This is a genomic window from Streptomyces sp. NPDC014676, from assembly GCF_043084105.1.
Lineage (GTDB): Bacteria > Actinomycetota > Actinomycetes > Streptomycetales > Streptomycetaceae > Streptomyces.
This window is the reverse complement of the sequence record NZ_JBIBZI010000022.1, coordinates 38,975-55,791: the sequence shown is the minus strand read 5'-3', so window position 1 is coordinate 55,791 and position 16,817 is coordinate 38,975. Positions and strand designations below refer to the sequence as shown.

Below are 16,817 nucleotides of genomic sequence, written 5' to 3'. Positions count from 1 at the left end.
GCAGGACGCTGCGATCGTGTGAGGCGATGCTGCAGCAGCTCCTCCCGTACCTGGCCGCGGTGCTGGTGGAACAGGTGCGGGTAGAGGGGGAAAAGGTACTGATCGTCGCGCGGACCCGGGACGGCACGATCGTGCCCTGCCCTGACTGCGGTACGCCAGCTCGGCGAGTCCACAGCCGCTACCGGCGGCGCCTGGCCGATGCCGCCCTGGGCGACCGCCCGGTCGTCATCAACCTGTGCGTCCGGCGCTTGTTCTGCGACAGTGCTCACTGCGCTCGTCGAACCTTTGTCGAGCAAGTAGCGGGGTTGACCGTGAGATACGGGCGCCGCACGGCTGCCCTCGTCGAGATCGTGCAGGCGATTGCTCTGGCATTGGCGGGGCGGGCCGGTGCCCGGCTCGCGGCCGTCCTCCACGTGCCGATTAGCCGGGCCACCTTGCTCAACGTGGTGAGGGCGCTGCCGGACCCGCCCCAACCTGCATTGCACGTGCTCGGCGTTGACGATTTCGCGACCCGCCGGGGCCGACGCTACGGGACCGTGCTCGTCGACCTGAACTCCCATCGCGTCGTGGATCTGCTGCCCGGCCGTGAGAAAGCACCCCTGGCCGCCTGGCTGGCCGATCACCCCGGCATCGAGATGGTCTGCCGGGACCGGGCTGGCGCCTACGCGGAGGCGGCAAGCGCCGGAGCACCCCAGGCCCGCCAGATCGCCGACGCCTGGCATCTGTGGGACAACCTGGCCCACGCGGTCCAGCGCACCGTGATCGCCCACCGGTCCTGCCTGACGCCACCGCCACCGGAGCAGGCCGGGCCCGTATCGGTGAAGGCGCCCGATCCCGCCCTCAACCCGGACACCGGTGCCGAGAAGTGGCTGGTCACCCGCACCCGTGAGCGCTACCAGGCCGTCCAGGACCTGCTGGCCCAGGGATGGACGATCAGCGCGATCGGACGCGAACTCGGACTGGCCCGCCACACCGCCCGCCGCTACGCACGCTGCGAAAGCCCCGAGGCCCTCGCCGACCGCGCCATCCGCACCACCCGGCTGGACGCCTGGCGGCCCTACCTGATCAGCCGCTGGAACCAGGGCTGCACCAACGCCTCCGCCCTCTTCCGCGAGATCCAGGCCCAGGGCTATCCAGGCCGCACACCGCAAGCCGTCCGCCGCTTCCTGCGTCCACTGCGCGACACCGCGAAGGCGGCGCCCGCACCGCCGCCCAAACCCCAGGACCTCACCAACTGGATCACTCGTCACCCCGGACGCCTACGCGCCGAGGAGGAACGACAACTCGACGATGTCCTCTCCCGCTGCCCCGAACTGGCCGCACTGCGCACCCATGTCCATGCCTTCGCCCGCATGATCTGCGACCGCACCGGCACCGACCTTCCTGCCTGGATCCGCGCGGCCCGCGCCGACGACCTGCCCCAGCTGCACGCTTTCGCCGACGGACTCGAACGCGACTGGGATGCTGTCCTGGCCGGCCTCACTCTGCCCTGGAGCAGCGGTCCGGTCGAAGGTCACGTCAACCGGATCAAGATGCTCAAGCGACAGATGTATGGACGGGCCTCGCTTCCACTCCTACGCAAACGAGTCCTTCTCGCATGACTTTCCGTCACTGCTTCACGGAAATCTTGGCAGAGCCCATCGAGAAGCCGGCTTCGTCCTCGAAGACGATCCAGCCGCCGAGCGCCGCCGCGGTCCTTTTACCTGAGGCCAGGTCTCCTTCACCCAGCCGACGACCGCGTCCTCGTCACGCTCCAGTGCCCGTCGGGCCGGAACCTGGTGGCTCCACCCGTGACGCCGGAGCATCCGCGCGATGGCCGAGAGCGTGAGGGTCCGGTGGAACCGGCGCCCGATCAGCGTCTTGATCCTGGCCAGGGTCCAGGTCTGATCCGGCCAGCCGTGGGCGACCGGCCCCTTGGCCAGCTCCTGCTCCAGAACCGCGAACAGGGCCTCGTTCAGCTTGGGCCGGGCGGCCGATCCCTTGGAGTGCAGGGTCTGCCGGCCGCCTTCCTGCCAGGAACGGCGCCAGCGCTGCACCGAGCGCACACTGACCCGCAGCTCCTTCGCCACCGCCGCGTTGTCCTGTCCTTCAGCGAACATCTCGGCCGCCTCCATGCGGATGCGTTCGCGAAACGCCCGCCGCTCGGCGGTCAGGCCGCCACCTTGCGGATACCTCATAGTTCCGGCATACCGCGACAATCGTCACTTGTCAGCCTCGCGACATCACGCCGACAAGCTCAGTAGAGGGCCAGTTCTTCCGCGCCGGACATATCGCGCAGGCGGCTGTAGTGGAACTGGTGGGCCACGGTCACGGTGGCGGTGGGCCCGTTGCGGTGCTTGGCCACGATCAGGTCGGTCTCCCCGGCGCGCTCGGACTCGGGCTCGTAGTAGTCCTCGCGGTGCAGCAGGATGATCGCGTCGGCGTCCTGCTCCAGCGCACCGGAGTCGCGCAGGTCGCTCACCGCCGGGCGCTTGTCCTGCCGTTGCTCGGGCCCGCGGTTGAGCTGGGCCAGGGCGATGATGACCGCGCCGGTGTCGGAGGCGAGGATCTTCAGCTCGCGGCTGATCTCGGTGACGCGGTCGTAGGTCGACTGCCTCGGATTGCGCTGGTCGGTCTGCATCAGCTGGAGGTAGTCCACGACCACCAGCGGCGCGCGGCCGGTCTCGCGGATGATGGTCTTGATGCGGGAGCGGATCCGGGCCGGGCTGACGCGGGCGCTGTAGTCCATCCACAGCGGCAGGTCGCGCAGTTCGGGGGTGTGCCGGTCGAGGCGGTCCCAGTCGTCCTGCGTAAGGCTGTCGACGCCGTCGCGGATGTGGTGGAACGCCACCCGGGCCCGCGCCGACAGGATCCGGTTGCTGACTTCTGCGCGGCCCATCTCCAGGCTATGTACGAGGGTGGGAGCTCCCTTGCGGGCGTTGGCGGTGGCGACGCCGAGCGCGAACGCGCTCTTGCCCATGGCCGGGCGTGCGGCGACCAGAACCATCTGTCCGGGCATCAGCTTCATCAGGTTGTCCAGGTCGGTGAACCCGGTGACGGCGGCCGGCGGGACGGAGACGGCAAGGCTGTCCAGGTGCGCGTCCAGGTGGTCGCCGAACCGGCCGAAGGTGTCGTCGTCCTGGTCGTCGGCGGCCAGATACTCCAGCTCCGCCTGGTGGGCGGCGATCGTCTCCGGCACCGAAAGCGGATCCGCCTGGCGGGCGCCCTGCATTCCGCGCACCAGCGCCTGCTGGTAGCGGCGCACCTGAGCGTAGCCGTGCACAAGGTCGGCGTAGTGGCCGGCCTCAGCCGCGGAGCACGCCTCACCCGCGATGCGGGACAGACCGACCGCACCGCCCACGCGTTCCAGGTCACCGCTGCGCCGCAGCTCTGCTTCCACGGCCGGCACTCCGGTCGGGCGGCTGGCGCCGTGCAGCCGCTGCACGGCCGACCACACCAGCTCGTGCGCGGGCTCATGCCAGTCGCCCGCGCGCACGGCTCGCGCCACGTCGGCCACCGGATCGTAGGCCGGGGTGGCCATCAGACAGGCGCCCAGCGCTCGACGTTCGGAGTCCACGGAAACGGCCTGCTCCTGGTCCAGGGTCGTGGTCACTTGGCCGCCTCCACTTCGCTACGGGTGATGCCGGGGTGCGTGCAGCGGCGCTGCGGGCCGCTGTCGTCGTCGTCCAGGAGCCAGCCGTACTCGTCGCACGCAGGGCAGGCCGCGATGACGGCGCGGGCGGCCGTCGGCCGCGGGCCGCTGCCGGTCGGCGCGGGAGCGGTCTGAGGGCGCACCAGGGCGTACCGGCGCAGGTCCTCCACCCAGCCGGGCAGGCACTTGGTCCAGGACGCCGCGCCGCCGGTGTTCTTCAGCACCTCCGCCTCGAGCAGCGTGTGCTGCTCAGGACCCATGTCCAGCAGTGACGGCCAGCCCTGCTTGTGCATCGTGCGCAGCAGCTTGGGCGCGCACCTGTGTGCCGTGGCCGCGCCCGCTTGCCAGCGCTGCATCTGCTGGAGGAAGTCCTCGGCCGCAGTGATCTCCTCCGGAGAGAACTCCGCCTCCTCCCGCTGTGACGGAAGCGACCGCGAGGTGCGCGTGGGAGGGGTAGGGGAGGAGGAATCCTCCTCCCCCGGGGGGTGTGGGGGGGGCGAAGCGGATCGCGGGTTTTCCGCATTCCGGCTCTGACCAGGCGAAACGCGGGTTTCCGGATCGCGGGTTTTCCGCGATCCGGAGCCGGATTGCGGGTTTTCCGCATTCCGGCTCTGACCAGGCGAAACGCGGGTTTTCCGCAATCCGGGGGGCTGGGAATCGCGGGTTTCCCGCACTTCGGCGCTGACCTGCTGCGATGCCGCGATGCCGAGGTCGACGTACTGCTCGTTGTTCGCGGGGTTGCGGTAGACCCGCGTGACCCAGGTGGGGCGCTGCGTGGTGTCGTCATAGACCGGGATGCGGGCGAGGTGGCCGGCCTTCGTCAGGCGCGCTGCGATGGCGTTGTATCGGTCCTTGCCCATCTTCCAGCCCTGCGCCTGCAGGTCCCGGCGGATGGCTTCCATGGTCGACGGCAGGCGTGGGTCGCGCAGCAGCAGCTCTGCCAGGACTCCGATGTCTTCGGGCTGCAAGCCCGGCGTGCGTACCAGCTCGCGGCGCAGCACGACTTCCTCAGGCGGCTCCCAGCCGCGCTCGAGGTAGCTGGCGCCGAAGTCGTCAGGTGATGGCAGACGGTGTGGGCTGTGCAAGGGGGCATCTCCCCAGTTAGGGGAGTCATGACCAGCGACTGTGACGTACTGCCGACCCGGGATAGTGGCGATGCGCGCGGAGCCGCGCATATCCTGGGTATAGGTGACCACGCGGGCTCTAGGGTCCACGGGCATCACCCGGCAGACGAGGTCACCTCGCTGCTCACGACTCGAGCTTTTGGAAGGGTTGCGAGTCGATCGCTAGGAAGCGGTCCCGTTGTGGCGACGGGGCCGCTTCGGCGTTTACGGGCTGGTTGGCATCAGTCTCCTTATCCAGCCTGTCGTTCCGGTTCTGGAGCCTGTACCGCCTCTGGATGCTTTGCCGCCCAGCCGTTCAACAGGCGAACGTAAGCCTCGAGGTGGCGTCGGCGAGGCTTGGCCAGGCCGGTCTCCCAGCGGTGGAAGGCCACGCGGGTGACGCCGAAGACTTCGGCGACTTCTTCTTGCGTCAGCCCGTCGGCTTTCCTCAGCCGAGCCCGGACGTCCGGCGGCGGCATGGTGTCCGGCCGTGCGAGCAGAGCATCGACTGCGTTGAGTAGCTCAGACACTGATCCCCCTCTCCTTACGTGATCCGGAACTATACATAACGCTGCACTTTTTCAGGCAGAGATGACAGTGTGTCATGCGAAAACTTTGATCTGTGTGCAGTTCTAAGCGAGCCTGGCGCAGGCACAGGCTGACGAAGAGAGGGGCAAGGTTAAGGTCAATCGCATGCGCCTCGCCCTCTTCGACCTGGATGGCACCCTGGTCGACCGCACCGCTGCCTTCGCGGACGCCATAGCCGTCCTCAGCCACGACCACGGGTATGGGCCGGAGATTGAGCAGTGGCTGCTGAGCGAACTTGCCGACCGGGCTGAACGTCACGACTTCGTCCGCCTTTGTGATGCCTTCAACCTCGATGAGGACCCTGATCACCTGTGGCGGGTCTACATTGATCGCATGGCGACTGCCGTCACCTGTCGCCCAGAAGTTTTCGAAGCCCTGAGTCGCCTCAAGGAGGCTGGTTGGCGGATAGGCGTCGCGACTAACGGAGCCAGCGACATCCAGCGTGCCAAGGTGCGCGCGACTGGTCTTGCTGACCTGATCGACGGCATCGCCGCCTCGGGTGACATTGACGTTCGAAAACCCGATCCGCGACTGTTCGAGCTTGCCGCAGCCCGCTGCGGCACTCAACTGACCTCCAGCGACTGGATGTGCGGAGACAACCCCGAGACCGATGCTGTCGGCGGCTACAACGCCGGCCTGCGTGTGATCTGGGTACGTGACCGACCCTGGCCTGACGGCCTTACAACCCCACACCACACAGTCGATGATGTCACCCAAGCCATCGAGTACCTGCTCACCCACTCCGTGGAGTAGTCCAGTGACCCACCAGCCTGTCGTTGGCATCCTCCACCCCGGCAGCATGGGCGCCCCCGTCGCCGCCTGTGCTGCGACGAACGCGGCTGCAGTCCTATGGTGCGAGGCCGGGCGTAGCCCTGCGTCCGCGGCGCGCGCCCAGCAGTTCGGCCTGACGCCGGTGGCCACGCTACGGGACCTGCTGGACCGCAGTGACATCGTCATCAGTCTCTGCCCACCGGCTGCCGCCGAAGACCTGGCCCGCGATGTCGCCGAGCACGGCTTCGCCGGGGTGTATGTGGAGGCGAATGCCATCAACCCCGAGCGCATGGTCCGCATTGCTGAGCTGCTCAAACCTGCGGCGGCCGTTGTGGACGGCGGCGTCGTAGGCTCCCCGCCCGTACGCGGCAAGACGCCGACGTTGTACTTGTCCGGACCTGTTGCCGCGACCGCGCAGATCGAGGCACTTTTCGCTGATACTGCCGTGCAGATGAAGACGCTGGGCAGAGAGGTTGGGAAGGCGTCCGCGCTGAAACTGTCGTATGCATCGTTCCAGAAGACCAGCCGAGTACTGGTGGCGCTCGCAGTTGGCATGGCGCGTGAGCACGGCGTCGACCAGGAACTCGTCGAGGTCGCCTCCCGGCGCACCGACTCGTACCTCGCGGAACCGGAGTACGTCGCCAAGACCGCCGCGCGCGCCTGGCGCTGGGGCCCGGAGCTGCAGGAAGCCGCCGACGCCCTCGCGGCCGCTGGCCTTCCACCGGAGATGTTACGCGCAGCCGCGTCCACGCTGGCACGGTGGAACGACGCCAAGGGCGGCGAGCTTACGCTCACCGACGCCTTGGACCGACTCGCCCAGCCGTAGCCCGCTCTCATGCCGTCGCCGCTCTTGCCCGCTGCGCCAGCAGCTGGTCAATGAGCCGTGCCGCGTCCTGCGGAGACGCCGCCGTGGTGTCCACCATCAGGTCCCAGATCATGCCCGGGTGCGCGTCCAGGTCCTCGCGGGTCGCGTCCCATGCCGCCAGGCGCGCCGCAGTGTCTCTGTCGCCGCGATCCACCGACCGCTGCCCGGTCGCTTCACGAGGGCACCACAGCAGCACCGCCGACCAGTCGGCCGGATAGCCGTCGACCAGGGCCCGGATGCCGTCGACCTGCCCGAGGTGCACTACCGGCACCCCGGCGGCGAACGCCGCGTCTAGGCCGGGCGTGTCTATGACGTACGTGTTGCCGTATCGCGAGTTCGCGTAGACGACGTCGCCCGCGGACTCCAGCTCGCGCAGCTGCTCCGCCGTACCCATCCGGTAGCCGGCCGACTTGCCGGTGCCGACCTTGAGCCGCGCGAACTGCGCGTACCGAAGGCTCAGCTCGGTGAGGGCTGCGGTGACGGTGTCCTTTCCGGCGGCCGGCGGACCGTAAAGGATTACGCCTTGTCGTTCGGTCACGCGTACATCGCCCCCATCGCCTGCCGGGCTTGGTCCGCGAGCGACACTGCGGTGCCTAGACGGTTGTCGACGACCAGGTGCGGCACTGCCGGGCGCAGGTCCAGATCGATGGTTGCCATGTACTCGTCCCAGCGCTGGAGCTTCCATGCGTCCCGTGCGGCTGAGCGGAAGGTGATGTACTCGCGCATCGACTCTTCGTCGCACCGTACCCACACGGGGAAGACATCGACGCCCAGTGAGTTAGCGCGATTAGTCAGCCGCTGCATCCAGTCCGCATCCGTCATCTCTGAGATGAACGGCGCGGTCAGCACGGTTGAGATGCCGCACTTGATGTTGGCCATGGCGGACTGCATGAGGCAGTCGTACTCCACAGGCCGGACACGTTCCCGATAAAGCTCTGTGTGTCGATCGTTGGGGTCGCTGCCCAACGCCACCAGGAGCCGCTCCACCAGCGGTCTGGTGAGAGGGTCCTTATCGAGCAACGGCCAGCCGGTGAGCTGGACGAAGAACCTGGCTAGCTCTGTCTTCCCGCTGCCGGCGAATCCGCCGACCAGGATCAGGACAGGCCGGTGCGGGTCGCCGCCAGTATGCCGTCTCTTCCAGGCGTCGATAATGCGCTGCTGGAGCGCGATGTGGTCCGCACCGTCGCTGCCGGGTGTGATGCGGTGGATTGCACGCTCAACGGCGAGGACGTGCGATCCGTTGAGGCGACCGTCCATTGGCGTGAGCTTGAAGGACGTCTCTTCTCCGGGCAGTGGATTGCGGAAGCCGAGATCAGGTTCGGTGGCCCGGTAAAGGAGGCAGTAGGCGCGCCGGTAGTGGGGGCCTGGGTAGACCTCCCCCTGCTCATGCTGCCAGAGCGTCTGTGGATTGGCGGCGGGGATGCCCTTCAACCTGGCTTGCTCGGCCACCTGTCGGAGACGTTCGCCCGCCTGCTCCAGGGTCAGCCCGTGCGCTTCACGATGCTCACGCAACCGTTCAGGCCGCCACCCGATGTGGTTTTTCCCCACCTTTTGCGCCTCCGTCGTCATGATCTCGGAGCCTAGAGGTAGATCCCAAAATCCCATGTATACGCGGATGTTGAAACCGTGTGTATGAACAGGTGTAGGAGCTTCGACAAGCCGCCGTGATTCTGTTCCGAGCTCGCTACCGCTGTGATGTCCCCACAAGGAGAACCGTCAGACGGAGGGCGCGGTGAGTGGTGCTTGGTCAGCTTCTCCTGTTGTCGCCGGACTCAAGCCGCTCCAAGCGCTCAGTCAGGTCAGCCACCTGCTGTTCCAGTCGCTTGATCGCCTGGGCTGTTGGATCGGCGACGGCATCGACAGCCGTCTCCCGGATGAAGGATCCGCGACCCTGGTGGGAGTAGATGACGCCGTCTGTGCGGAGCTCTGTCAGCGCTCGCTGCACTGTGCCTGGGGCAACGCCGTAGTGGTCTGCGAGTTCTCGGGTGCTGGGCAGTTTGTCGTTGCCCTTCAGGCGGCCAAGCCGGACCTGGTCTTTCACTTCCTGCACGATGCGCTGGTAGGGCTGCAGGTCCTCGGTTGCCATGAGCCACATCGTAGAGACCCTTCGCTGATTTAGACAGGTTTACCAACTTGGTTGACACGGTTATGACTGTATCAGCTAAGTTGTGTAACGCAGCACGGTATGACGCCTGGAGAGCTCGTAAGGGCTCGAAGGAAGCGCCGAAGGAAGCGCCGGTTGATTGACAACTCAACAGAGGACACCCGGAGCCACGACTCGCTGACGCCTCCGAGCAAGAGATCTGCGGAGGGGCGTCATAGGGCGAATCCAATGGCCACCCGGGATCAGGCAACTGCGATAAGCCAGCCCTGCCTGCGCGAGCAGCCACGCACCTTCTCCCATGCCGCCCTCACAGGCGGACAAGTGATCCGAACGCGCAGGTGAGACAAGGGCAAAGATCGCGCCGCACCTTCGCAGCCCGCCGTACACCGCCCCACCTTCCTGGTCGGGCCGGTGGCCGGCGGAGTGCGCAGGACGCACTCATGCGACGGCCCCCAGGGATTGCGCCCCTGGGGGTCTTGTCGCGGTCACCCTTCGCGAGAGGACGACCCACCACATGCCCAGCATGACAGCACCTCCGGCCTTAACCACCCGACCGCCGCTACCGGTGAGGCCCCAGCCGCACGAGCGCGACGGACGCCAGCCCCAGCCCCAGGCCGACAGCCGACCGCACCCGCACAGCGCGCGGCATGAGGACACCGACACCCGCCAGCTCCTCGACAGCCTGTACCGCCAGTACGCCCCGATGGTCACCCGGGCCGCTGCCCGCGCGCTGCGCCCCGAAGACCGCGGCTTGGTCGACGACATCGCCCAGGACGTCTGGCTGGACACCTGGCAGCACCTGCTGCGCGGAAACCCGCTGCACTCCCCGGCCGGGTTCCTCACGATGCGGGCCCGCCGCCGGGCTGTCGACCACTACCGCTTGGCCCGGGTCCGGCGCGAGCAGTCCACCGACTTCACCGACGCCCTCGCCCTGCATCGCCTCGCCCAGCTGATCGGAGCCGCAGCATGAACCCCGCCACCGCTCTTCCACTGTCCAGCGCCGCCGACGAGATCGGCCCGCGTCGCCCCGGCGCGATCTACCAGAACGTGGACGGCCGCTTCGAGGTCTTGGTCCTGGTCACCGATCCGGCCGACGCGGCGAAGCTGCTGCGCCGTGACAGCGCCCGGTGGGCGGTCATCGTCCGCGACACCCTGCGCCCGGACGGCCAGCCCTTCGCGGTCGGTTCGGTGTGGACGACGTCGGACTACCTGATCCGACCGGCCAGGACGGCCTACGCCCCCGCCGCCTGACGGCCCGCCACGGTCCCTCTCCCGCCCCACCAGAGCGTCAGGGGGCGGGAGAAGGGCCGTGGCTGGCCGCCTGGCCAGTCACAAGGTGACAGCCCCGGAAGGTGAGAGCTCCGGGGCTGTCCGGTCAACGGAACCTTAGGAGAACCCTTGACCACGACGATCATGACACGGGCCATGGCCCGTGTGACAGAGTCTGCAGCCAACCCGGAGTACGCGTGCACCTGGTGCGGCAACTTCCACACCGGGGCCTGCCTCACCGTCGCGCATCGCCAGCTCGGTGACCTCCTGGAGCGCATGGTGCGCGAGGCTGACGCCCGGATCCCGGACGGCCGGCGCGCGCGCCGCACGCTGCAGGAGATGGCGCCCGGCTACACCCGCCAGCCGGTGCTCACCCTGCACCGGCCGGTGATGGCTGACGACGCCTGCCCGCTGTGCGGGAGCTGGTCGTGCGACCCGAGCACCTGCCCGCCCGCGTCGGTGGCCCCCGCGTCGGTTCCGGCCACTGCGTCCGGCAAGTGGCAATGCGACACCTGCGGCGGCTGGTTCGGCGTCACCGGCGCCCGGCCGGCCCCGGCCACCGCCTGGACGTGCGACGTCTGCCGCGCCATCGGCCGGTGACATCCCGCCTCATATACGCGGCCTGGGCAGCGCAGCACCGCGCGACCCGGGCCGCGTGCGCGGTCGGCCCCGCGCACCCGCTTACCCGCCTGTTGTTCGCGGCCGCCGCCGTGGCGGCAGCTGCGGCATGGGAGGCGGGGTACCGCGTCACCGACCTTCACCCCAACCGCCGGCACCAGCACCAAGGACAACCCCGTGCCTGACGACCTGTACCAGCGCTACCAGTCAGCGCACCGCGTCCACCAGGCGCACCGCGCTGACTGCACCCACTGCACGGACCGCGCCTGCTGCCCCGAGGGCACGCGGCTGTGGTCGGCGTTCGAGCGGCTGCAAGACGCCTACCTCGCACGCCAGCGCACCACCCGCTGAGGCATTCCTGCTCAGCCGACATCGCCACCTCTGTCGGTTGCCTGACCCGCCCGGCCTCGCCCCTCGCATTTCGCGTGCGGGGGCGAGGCCGGGCGCGGTCCAGGGGAGCCGCACAGCCCCGGCACCCGCCGTTTCGGCTCCACCGGCCGCTGTTTCGGGAACGCGCCGCCGCGTTTCGGGAGCGGCCCCCCTCATTTCGCCCGCACCTTGGACGCCCCCTTTGGAGGCCCCCGTGTCGATCACTGAGACGCCGCAGACGGCGGCTCTCGATGCCCCCGTTTCGCGCCCGCCGACCGCCGTTTCGGAGCCACCCGCCCCCGTTTCGGGAGCGGCGGGAAGCGTTTCGGGAGCACCGAACCGGAAGGCGATCAAGCCCCGACGGGACCGGCTGATGACCGCGCTGTCGGTGGCTGCCGCGATCGGCGGCACGCTCGTCGGCGTCATCGGTTTCGCGATGTCCTACAGCACCCTCGCGAAAGTTGCTCTGGCCTGGGGGTTCAGCGAGGATCTGGCGCCCTGGTTTCCGGTCGGTGTGGACGCGTCGATCATCGCTTTCCTGGCGCTGGATCTGTACCTGATCCGCAAGGACACCCCGTGGCCGCTGCTGCGGATGGCCGCCCACGCGATGACCGGCGCCACCGTGTGGTTCAACGCCAGCTCACAGGGCCACATCGCCGCCGACCCGGTCAAGGCCGCCAGCCACGGCGTCATGCCGGTCCTCTTCGTCATCGGTGTGGAGGCCGCCCGCCGCCTGATCATCCAAAAGGCCAGGCTGGAGGCCGGTACCGCGGTCGACCGGATCCCGCTGCACCGCTGGATCCTCGCCCCGCTGGACACGCCGCGCTTCTACCGCAGGATGCGGCTGTACGCGGTCGCCTCCTATGAGGAAATGGTCCGGCGCCAGCAGGACCTCATCGCCTACGAGCAGTGGCTCAAGCGCAAGCACGGCGGCGACCTGTCCAAGGCGTCCGACGACGAGCGGCTGCCGATGACGATGGCCCCCTACGGCTACACCGTCTCCGAGGCCCTCGCGCTGCCCGAGCAGCAGGAACGCGAAGCGCAGAAGCGGGCGGAGGAAGCCGAGCGCCGGCGCCTGGACGCGGAGACGCGTCGGGAACTCGCGCAGAAGAAGGCGGAAGCCGACCGGCTGGAAGCCGACGGTGAGCTGGAGGCCGTCCGCGCCCGGGTGGAAGGCCAGACCGCCCAGGCCCGCGCCCACGCACGCGCCCAGGCCAGCGCCGCCGAGCGGGCCGCTGAGCTGGAGGAACAGGCACTGGAGACGGCGCTGGCCGCCGAAGCCCGCGCCCGCCAGGCCGAGGCGCAGCGCAAGGAGGCCCAGGAGCGCGAGGCGAAGGCGGAGGCGGACCTGCGCGCGGCCGAGCTGGAGCGTCAGGCAGCCGAGAAGCGGAAGGAGGCGGCGGAGGCCGACCGGGTCGCCGCGGCGGAGGCGCAGGCGATCGAGACCCAGGCCGTCGCCGAAGCCCGCAAGGCCGCTGCCGAAGCGGACAGGGCCGCCGCCGAAATGGAGCGGGCCGCCGCCGAAACGCGGCGGGCTGCTGCCGAAACCGAGCGTAGGAAGGCAGAGGAGGAGCGCCGCCAGGCGATCGCTCTCGCCGACGCCAAGCGCGCTCAGAAGGACGCCGCCGAAGCCGAGCAGGCCGCTGCCGAAACGCGTCTGGCCGCTGCCGAAATCGAGCGGCGTGCGGTCGAAGCCGAGGACGTCGCGCGGCTCAAGCCGCGTGAGCGGTCGGTGCGCAGGGTCGCGCGAATGATCCTCGTCGCCGCTGACGGCGTCGCCGAGCGGCTGCCGCTGGCGGATATCCAGCACGAACTGGCCGTCTCCTCGCCCGCCACGGCGTCCGAGTACCGCCAGGAAGCGGCCGAGCTGCTCGCCGGCGGCTACCGCCCCTGACCACCCCACCGCATCGGATCGTCCGACGGTTCCGCCGGCCCCCGAACTGCTGCTGACAGCTCGGGGACGCGGCGAAGGCGCCGTGACGCCAATCCGCAGCTTCCCACCGATCCGGATCACACCACCACCCCGAGGAGAAATCCCTGATGAGCAAGGACATCGCCACCCGGGTCACCACCGGTGTGCAGGCCCTCGCACTGCCCGGGCAGCGTGAGGGCTGGCAGGCCCAGCACCGCGGCAGTCTGCTGACCGACGCCCAGACCTACGACGCCCTGGCCGACGCCATCCAGGCCGACCTCAAGGCCCGCCGCCTGGACGGAGACCTGCCCTGGGGCATCTCCGCCGCCGCCCGGGCCCGCAAGCGAGTCAAGCCGCTGCGGGACGCCGCGAAGGCCATGCGCCAGGCCGCCAAGGCCATCAACGGCACCGTCGCCGCGTACGAGGAGACGCAGCCCGAGGTGGTCCTCAAGCGCCGGGAGGACAAGGCCCTGCGCAAGGCGCAGCGCAAGCAGCAGCTCGGCGCCGCCGCCCACAACAGCGCGCAGGCCACGCTGCAGCGCCTCGCCCCGGCCGACAGCGACGACGGCCAGGCCGGCGCGCCGAAGCTGCTGGGCGACTACTTCGGCAAGCAGCAGCGGGGCGCCTGATGGCCGCTGGAATGTCCCCGCGCCAGGCGGCCCACTGGAACGCCCGATTCGAACAGGCCAGCGCGGCAGGCGAGAAAGGCCCGGAGGAGTTCTTCCGGGCCTGGCTCGACCTGGTGAAGATCTCCGCCCTCCGGAAGGTGAAGCGGACCGGCGACCACGCCACCTTCAACGCCCTGTCGGCGGAGCTGGAACGGCTCTACCGGGATCACTGCCAGTAATCGTCATCGTCATCATCATCACCGCCGAAATGGGGGTTGACGGGGGTCCCAACCACGCGTACGCGTACGCGTGCGAGGCGGCCCCCTTCCCTCACCGGCAGTCACCAGGAGAGGAGGGCGCGTGTCCGACGACGACAGCCCGGACAACGTGGTTTCACTGCCCCGGATCGGCTCCCCGCCGCTCCCGCCCGTCCCGTCCCCGCCCGTCCTCAACGACGACCAGGCGCAGCGGGCCGACGGGAACGGCCTTGTTCGAATCAGTGCCTTCGACGCCCCCGCCGTCCCCCACGCACCGTCCCCGCCGGACGCCGTGCCGACGGCCCTGCGCAGCGACGGACTCGACGAGCAGCAGGCCCCCGGCGACGCCGGACCGCCGCACGCCGGGGCACTGTCCCTGGCCGCGATCCTCGCCATCGCCCTCGCGGCGTTCGAGGGACTGCAGACCTGGATCCAGGAGTCCGGACCGCGCCGGGCGGAGGCGGCAGCGCACCAGCGGGAGCTGGAGTTGCTGGCCGCGAAGGCAGCCGCGGATGCCACCCGGCACCACGCGGAAGCCGGCCGCGAGCACGCCCGTGCCCGCCGCGTTCCCTCCAGCCACGACTACGGCCGCAGCGCCCTCGGGCGCGGCTCAGGCGGCCCGGGACGGAGCGGCGGCGGCATCGGTCCGGGCAGGACTGGAACGGGCCGCACAAGGCCGCACAGCGGCTCCGCGCAACACCGCACCGGATCCGAGGCCGGCGGCCGGTCGACCACCGGCCCCGGCTCTGGCTCCGGCCGAAATGGCAGCGGCTCCAACCGAAATGGGACCGGCTCGAATCGAAGCGGCTCCCTGGGGGACCGAAACGGCGGGCCGGGCACCCGAAACGGCGGCGGCTCCCGCCGAAAGGACGGCTCCGGGAGCTCCGGCGGCAGCGGCACCCGGGGCCCGGCCCATCCGGGCAGCGACCGCGGGAGTGCGGGCACGGGCGGGAGCGGGCGCCGCTCCGCCCGCCGAGCCGTCGCGGACTGGTGGGGCAAAGGCAACAAGAAGAAGTCCGACGGCAAGGGCGCGGCCGGTGCGGCGGACATGAAGGCCGCGCTCCGCAAGGCCGTCAAGAACAGCAAGCCGGGGCCGACGTTCTGGGAGAAGGCCGGCGACCGGCCGCAGGACCGGTGGCGCAAGCCACGCTCCGGCTCCGACGCTCCCGGCACGGGCACGAACGGGAAAGGAAACAGCAAGGGCAGGAGCACGGGCAACGACGGCTGGACACCTTCCGGCGACCGGGTCGGTTTTCGCGACGCCGTCTTCGACGCCGTGAACGACCGGTGGAAGAAACGGCGCGAGCGCTGGTCGGCCGACGGCGGACCGCGCCGCAAGCCAGGCCGCCCGTCCTCGTCCCAGCAACGCGACAGTTCGGACAGCACGACCAACCGGCCGGGACCGTCAACCGGCCCCGGCCCGTCTGGTCCCGGTCCCGGCCCCGGCTCCGGCCCGTCTGGTCCCGGCCCGGGGCCAGGCACTCCTGGCGCCGGGTACGGGCAGGCACGGTCCTCGCCGTTCGACGCCGACACCGAACCCCGCGTCACGATCACCGTCGAACAGGTCGACCCGCCCGGCGCGCACGCCAAGCGCTGGGAGCCCGACGCGATCGGCCCCGCACCCAAGGCGCTGCCCGCCCAGAGCCAGCCCGCCCTGCCGCGCGCCCCGCAGCGCCCCGCCGGGCAGCGCCCCGGAACCACCCGCAGAAAGGACCCCATCCCCATGCCCACACGCCCCGCGAGGACGGCCACCGCGCCGGCGCCGGTCACCGCCTCGGTATCCGCGCCGGGCGGCATGCCCGCCCAGCACGCCACCGACATCACCCTGGACGACGCGCTCAAGGCCCTCACGCTGCTCACCACCGCGGGCATGGAAACCCACGACGAGTGCGCCGCGCTGGCCAAGCAGGCCCGGCTGCTGCTGGGCGAACTGGAGTCGATGGCCAACGACCTGGCCACCACGCACAACGTCACCGGCACGCGCACCCTGCGCGCCGTGTCGGTGCTGATGGAAAGTGTGGCGCAGTTGGTCGTCCAGTCCGAGCGGATGGCCCGGGCCGCTCTGAATGCCGCCGAACTCGCCGAAGCGGAGGAAATGGCCATGGCACGGGACTACCGGCCCACCCAGGAAGCGACCGCCGACGCCGGCCTCGCCACCCCCAGCGCCCGCATCCACAACGAAAACTGACAGGAGAACAGCCGATGGGGCAGCTCGCACCCGCCGTCGGCGCCGACGGCGCCAACAACGGCTACACCGCGCTCGTCGCCAAGTTCACCGCGCTGCAGAACGCCGCCACAGGGCTGCTGGAGGAAGCCGAGCGACTGGCGCAGCGCATGCGCGCCAACGCGAACGCGGCCATCACCGTGGCCGACCTGAGCGCCGCCGCCCACGTCGACGACCGCCACGTCGCCGCTGTCGCCGACGTCGGCACGGCGTTCGGCCGCGTCGTCGGCGGCTGCAAGCAGCTGATGGGCGCGGCCGAGGCGATGCACACCGCCACCGGCCATCTCAAGGCCGAGCACCAGGCGGAGTACGGCGCCATCCACGCCGCCGTCACCGCATCCAGGGCACGGCAGGCCGCGCCGGGCTTCTACCGGCCGCAGTAGCCGCCCACCGCACCCACCCCCTTGTGGGGCCGCACCCGAGCGCCGGGTGCGGCCCCACCGCCGTCTCCGCCCACTGGCCACGCCGGACGTCGCACCGCCCCGGCCGAGGCGGTGC

Annotated in this window: 19 protein-coding genes; 12 read left to right on the top strand and 7 right to left on the bottom strand. The window is 70.0% G+C overall.

Annotation, left to right across the window (positions count from 1 at the left end; translation table 11 throughout):
- Nucleotides 1-26 precede the first annotated feature (26 nt).
- Nucleotides 27-1,601 carry an ISL3 family transposase gene (locus ACF1DX_RS36550; protein WP_391795457.1) on the top strand — a complete coding sequence of 525 codons (1,575 nt, stop codon included), beginning with the start codon at nt 27-29 and terminating at the stop codon, nt 1,599-1,601.
- Nucleotides 1,602-1,616: 15 nt separating this feature from the next.
- On the opposite strand, the gene ACF1DX_RS36545 is transcribed toward ACF1DX_RS36550, so the two are convergent.
- The 4 genes from ACF1DX_RS36545 to ACF1DX_RS36530 all read right to left on the bottom strand — a co-directional run bounded on the left by ACF1DX_RS36545 (nt 1,617) and on the right by ACF1DX_RS36530 (nt 5,264).
- Nucleotides 1,617-2,177 (bottom strand): winged helix-turn-helix domain-containing protein, encoded by a 561-nt coding sequence (locus ACF1DX_RS36545; protein WP_391795456.1) that lies wholly within the window; start codon nt 2,175-2,177, stop codon nt 1,617-1,619.
- A gap of 59 nt (nt 2,178-2,236) precedes the next feature.
- Nucleotides 2,237-3,592 (bottom strand): replicative DNA helicase, encoded by a 1,356-nt coding sequence (locus ACF1DX_RS36540; RefSeq protein ID WP_391795455.1) that lies wholly within the window; start codon nt 3,590-3,592, stop codon nt 2,237-2,239.
- On the bottom strand, nt 3,589-4,716 hold the full coding sequence (locus tag ACF1DX_RS36535) for a hypothetical protein (RefSeq protein WP_391795454.1): 1,128 nt from the start codon (nt 4,714-4,716) through the stop codon (nt 3,589-3,591). The genes ACF1DX_RS36540 and ACF1DX_RS36535 overlap by 4 nt, the downstream gene beginning before the upstream one ends.
- A 269-nt stretch (nt 4,717-4,985) precedes the next feature.
- A complete protein-coding gene (locus ACF1DX_RS36530; protein ID WP_391795453.1) occupies nt 4,986-5,264 on the bottom strand; it encodes a helix-turn-helix domain-containing protein in 279 nt (92 codons plus the stop codon).
- A 163-nt stretch (nt 5,265-5,427) separates the two neighbouring features.
- On the opposite strand from ACF1DX_RS36530, the gene ACF1DX_RS36525 reads away from it, so the two are divergent.
- On the top strand, nt 5,428-6,075 hold the full coding sequence (locus tag ACF1DX_RS36525; RefSeq protein WP_391795452.1) for an HAD family hydrolase: 648 nt from the start codon (nt 5,428-5,430) through the stop codon (nt 6,073-6,075).
- A gap of 46 nt (nt 6,076-6,121) precedes the next feature.
- Nucleotides 6,122-6,919, top strand: a complete 798-nt coding sequence (locus ACF1DX_RS36520) for a DUF1932 domain-containing protein (RefSeq protein ID WP_391795479.1) — start codon at nt 6,122-6,124, stop codon at nt 6,917-6,919.
- Between the two features lie 7 nt (nt 6,920-6,926).
- Here the strand turns inward: ACF1DX_RS36520 and ACF1DX_RS36515 are convergent, their stop codons facing one another.
- The 3 genes from ACF1DX_RS36515 to ACF1DX_RS36505 form a co-directional block, all read right to left on the bottom strand.
- Nucleotides 6,927-7,496 (bottom strand): guanylate kinase, encoded by a 570-nt coding sequence (locus ACF1DX_RS36515; protein ID WP_391795451.1) that lies wholly within the window; start codon nt 7,494-7,496, stop codon nt 6,927-6,929.
- Nucleotides 7,493-8,527, bottom strand: a complete 1,035-nt coding sequence (locus ACF1DX_RS36510; protein ID WP_391795450.1) for an AAA family ATPase — start codon at nt 8,525-8,527, stop codon at nt 7,493-7,495. The genes ACF1DX_RS36515 and ACF1DX_RS36510 overlap by 4 nt, the downstream gene beginning before the upstream one ends.
- 178 nt (nt 8,528-8,705) lie before the next feature.
- Complete coding sequence (locus ACF1DX_RS36505) at nt 8,706-9,044, bottom strand: GntR family transcriptional regulator (protein WP_391795449.1); 339 nt, start codon at nt 9,042-9,044, stop codon at nt 8,706-8,708.
- A 583-nt stretch (nt 9,045-9,627) separates the two neighbouring features.
- Here ACF1DX_RS36505 and ACF1DX_RS36500 point away from each other — a divergent pair.
- From ACF1DX_RS36500 to ACF1DX_RS36460, 9 genes are all read left to right on the top strand, one after another.
- Complete coding sequence (locus ACF1DX_RS36500; RefSeq protein ID WP_391795448.1) at nt 9,628-10,032, top strand: RNA polymerase sigma factor; 405 nt, start codon at nt 9,628-9,630, stop codon at nt 10,030-10,032.
- Nucleotides 10,029-10,313, top strand: coding sequence for a hypothetical protein (locus ACF1DX_RS36495; RefSeq protein WP_391795447.1), 285 nt, complete (start codon nt 10,029-10,031; stop codon nt 10,311-10,313). The genes ACF1DX_RS36500 and ACF1DX_RS36495 overlap by 4 nt, the downstream gene beginning before the upstream one ends.
- 183 nt (nt 10,314-10,496) lie before the next feature.
- Nucleotides 10,497-10,931: a hypothetical protein gene (locus ACF1DX_RS36490; protein WP_391795446.1), complete on the top strand. Its 435-nt coding sequence runs from the start codon at nt 10,497-10,499 to the stop codon at nt 10,929-10,931.
- Nucleotides 10,932-11,126: 195 nt separating this feature from the next.
- Complete coding sequence (locus ACF1DX_RS36485; protein WP_391795445.1) at nt 11,127-11,300, top strand: hypothetical protein; 174 nt, start codon at nt 11,127-11,129, stop codon at nt 11,298-11,300.
- A gap of 391 nt (nt 11,301-11,691) precedes the next feature.
- Nucleotides 11,692-13,212 (top strand): DUF2637 domain-containing protein, encoded by a 1,521-nt coding sequence (locus ACF1DX_RS36480; RefSeq protein ID WP_391795444.1) that lies wholly within the window; start codon nt 11,692-11,694, stop codon nt 13,210-13,212.
- A gap of 146 nt (nt 13,213-13,358) precedes the next feature.
- A complete protein-coding gene (locus tag ACF1DX_RS36475) occupies nt 13,359-13,859 on the top strand; it encodes a hypothetical protein (protein WP_037940351.1) in 501 nt (166 codons plus the stop codon).
- Complete coding sequence (locus ACF1DX_RS36470; RefSeq protein ID WP_391795443.1) at nt 13,859-14,077, top strand: hypothetical protein; 219 nt, start codon at nt 13,859-13,861, stop codon at nt 14,075-14,077. Before ACF1DX_RS36475 ends, ACF1DX_RS36470 begins: the two co-directional genes overlap by 1 nt.
- A 121-nt stretch (nt 14,078-14,198) precedes the next feature.
- Nucleotides 14,199-16,283, top strand: a complete 2,085-nt coding sequence (locus tag ACF1DX_RS36465; protein ID WP_391795442.1) for a hypothetical protein — start codon at nt 14,199-14,201, stop codon at nt 16,281-16,283.
- A gap of 14 nt (nt 16,284-16,297) precedes the next feature.
- Nucleotides 16,298-16,702 (top strand): hypothetical protein, encoded by a 405-nt coding sequence (locus ACF1DX_RS36460; RefSeq protein ID WP_391795441.1) that lies wholly within the window; start codon nt 16,298-16,300, stop codon nt 16,700-16,702.
- Nucleotides 16,703-16,817 lie beyond the last annotated feature (115 nt).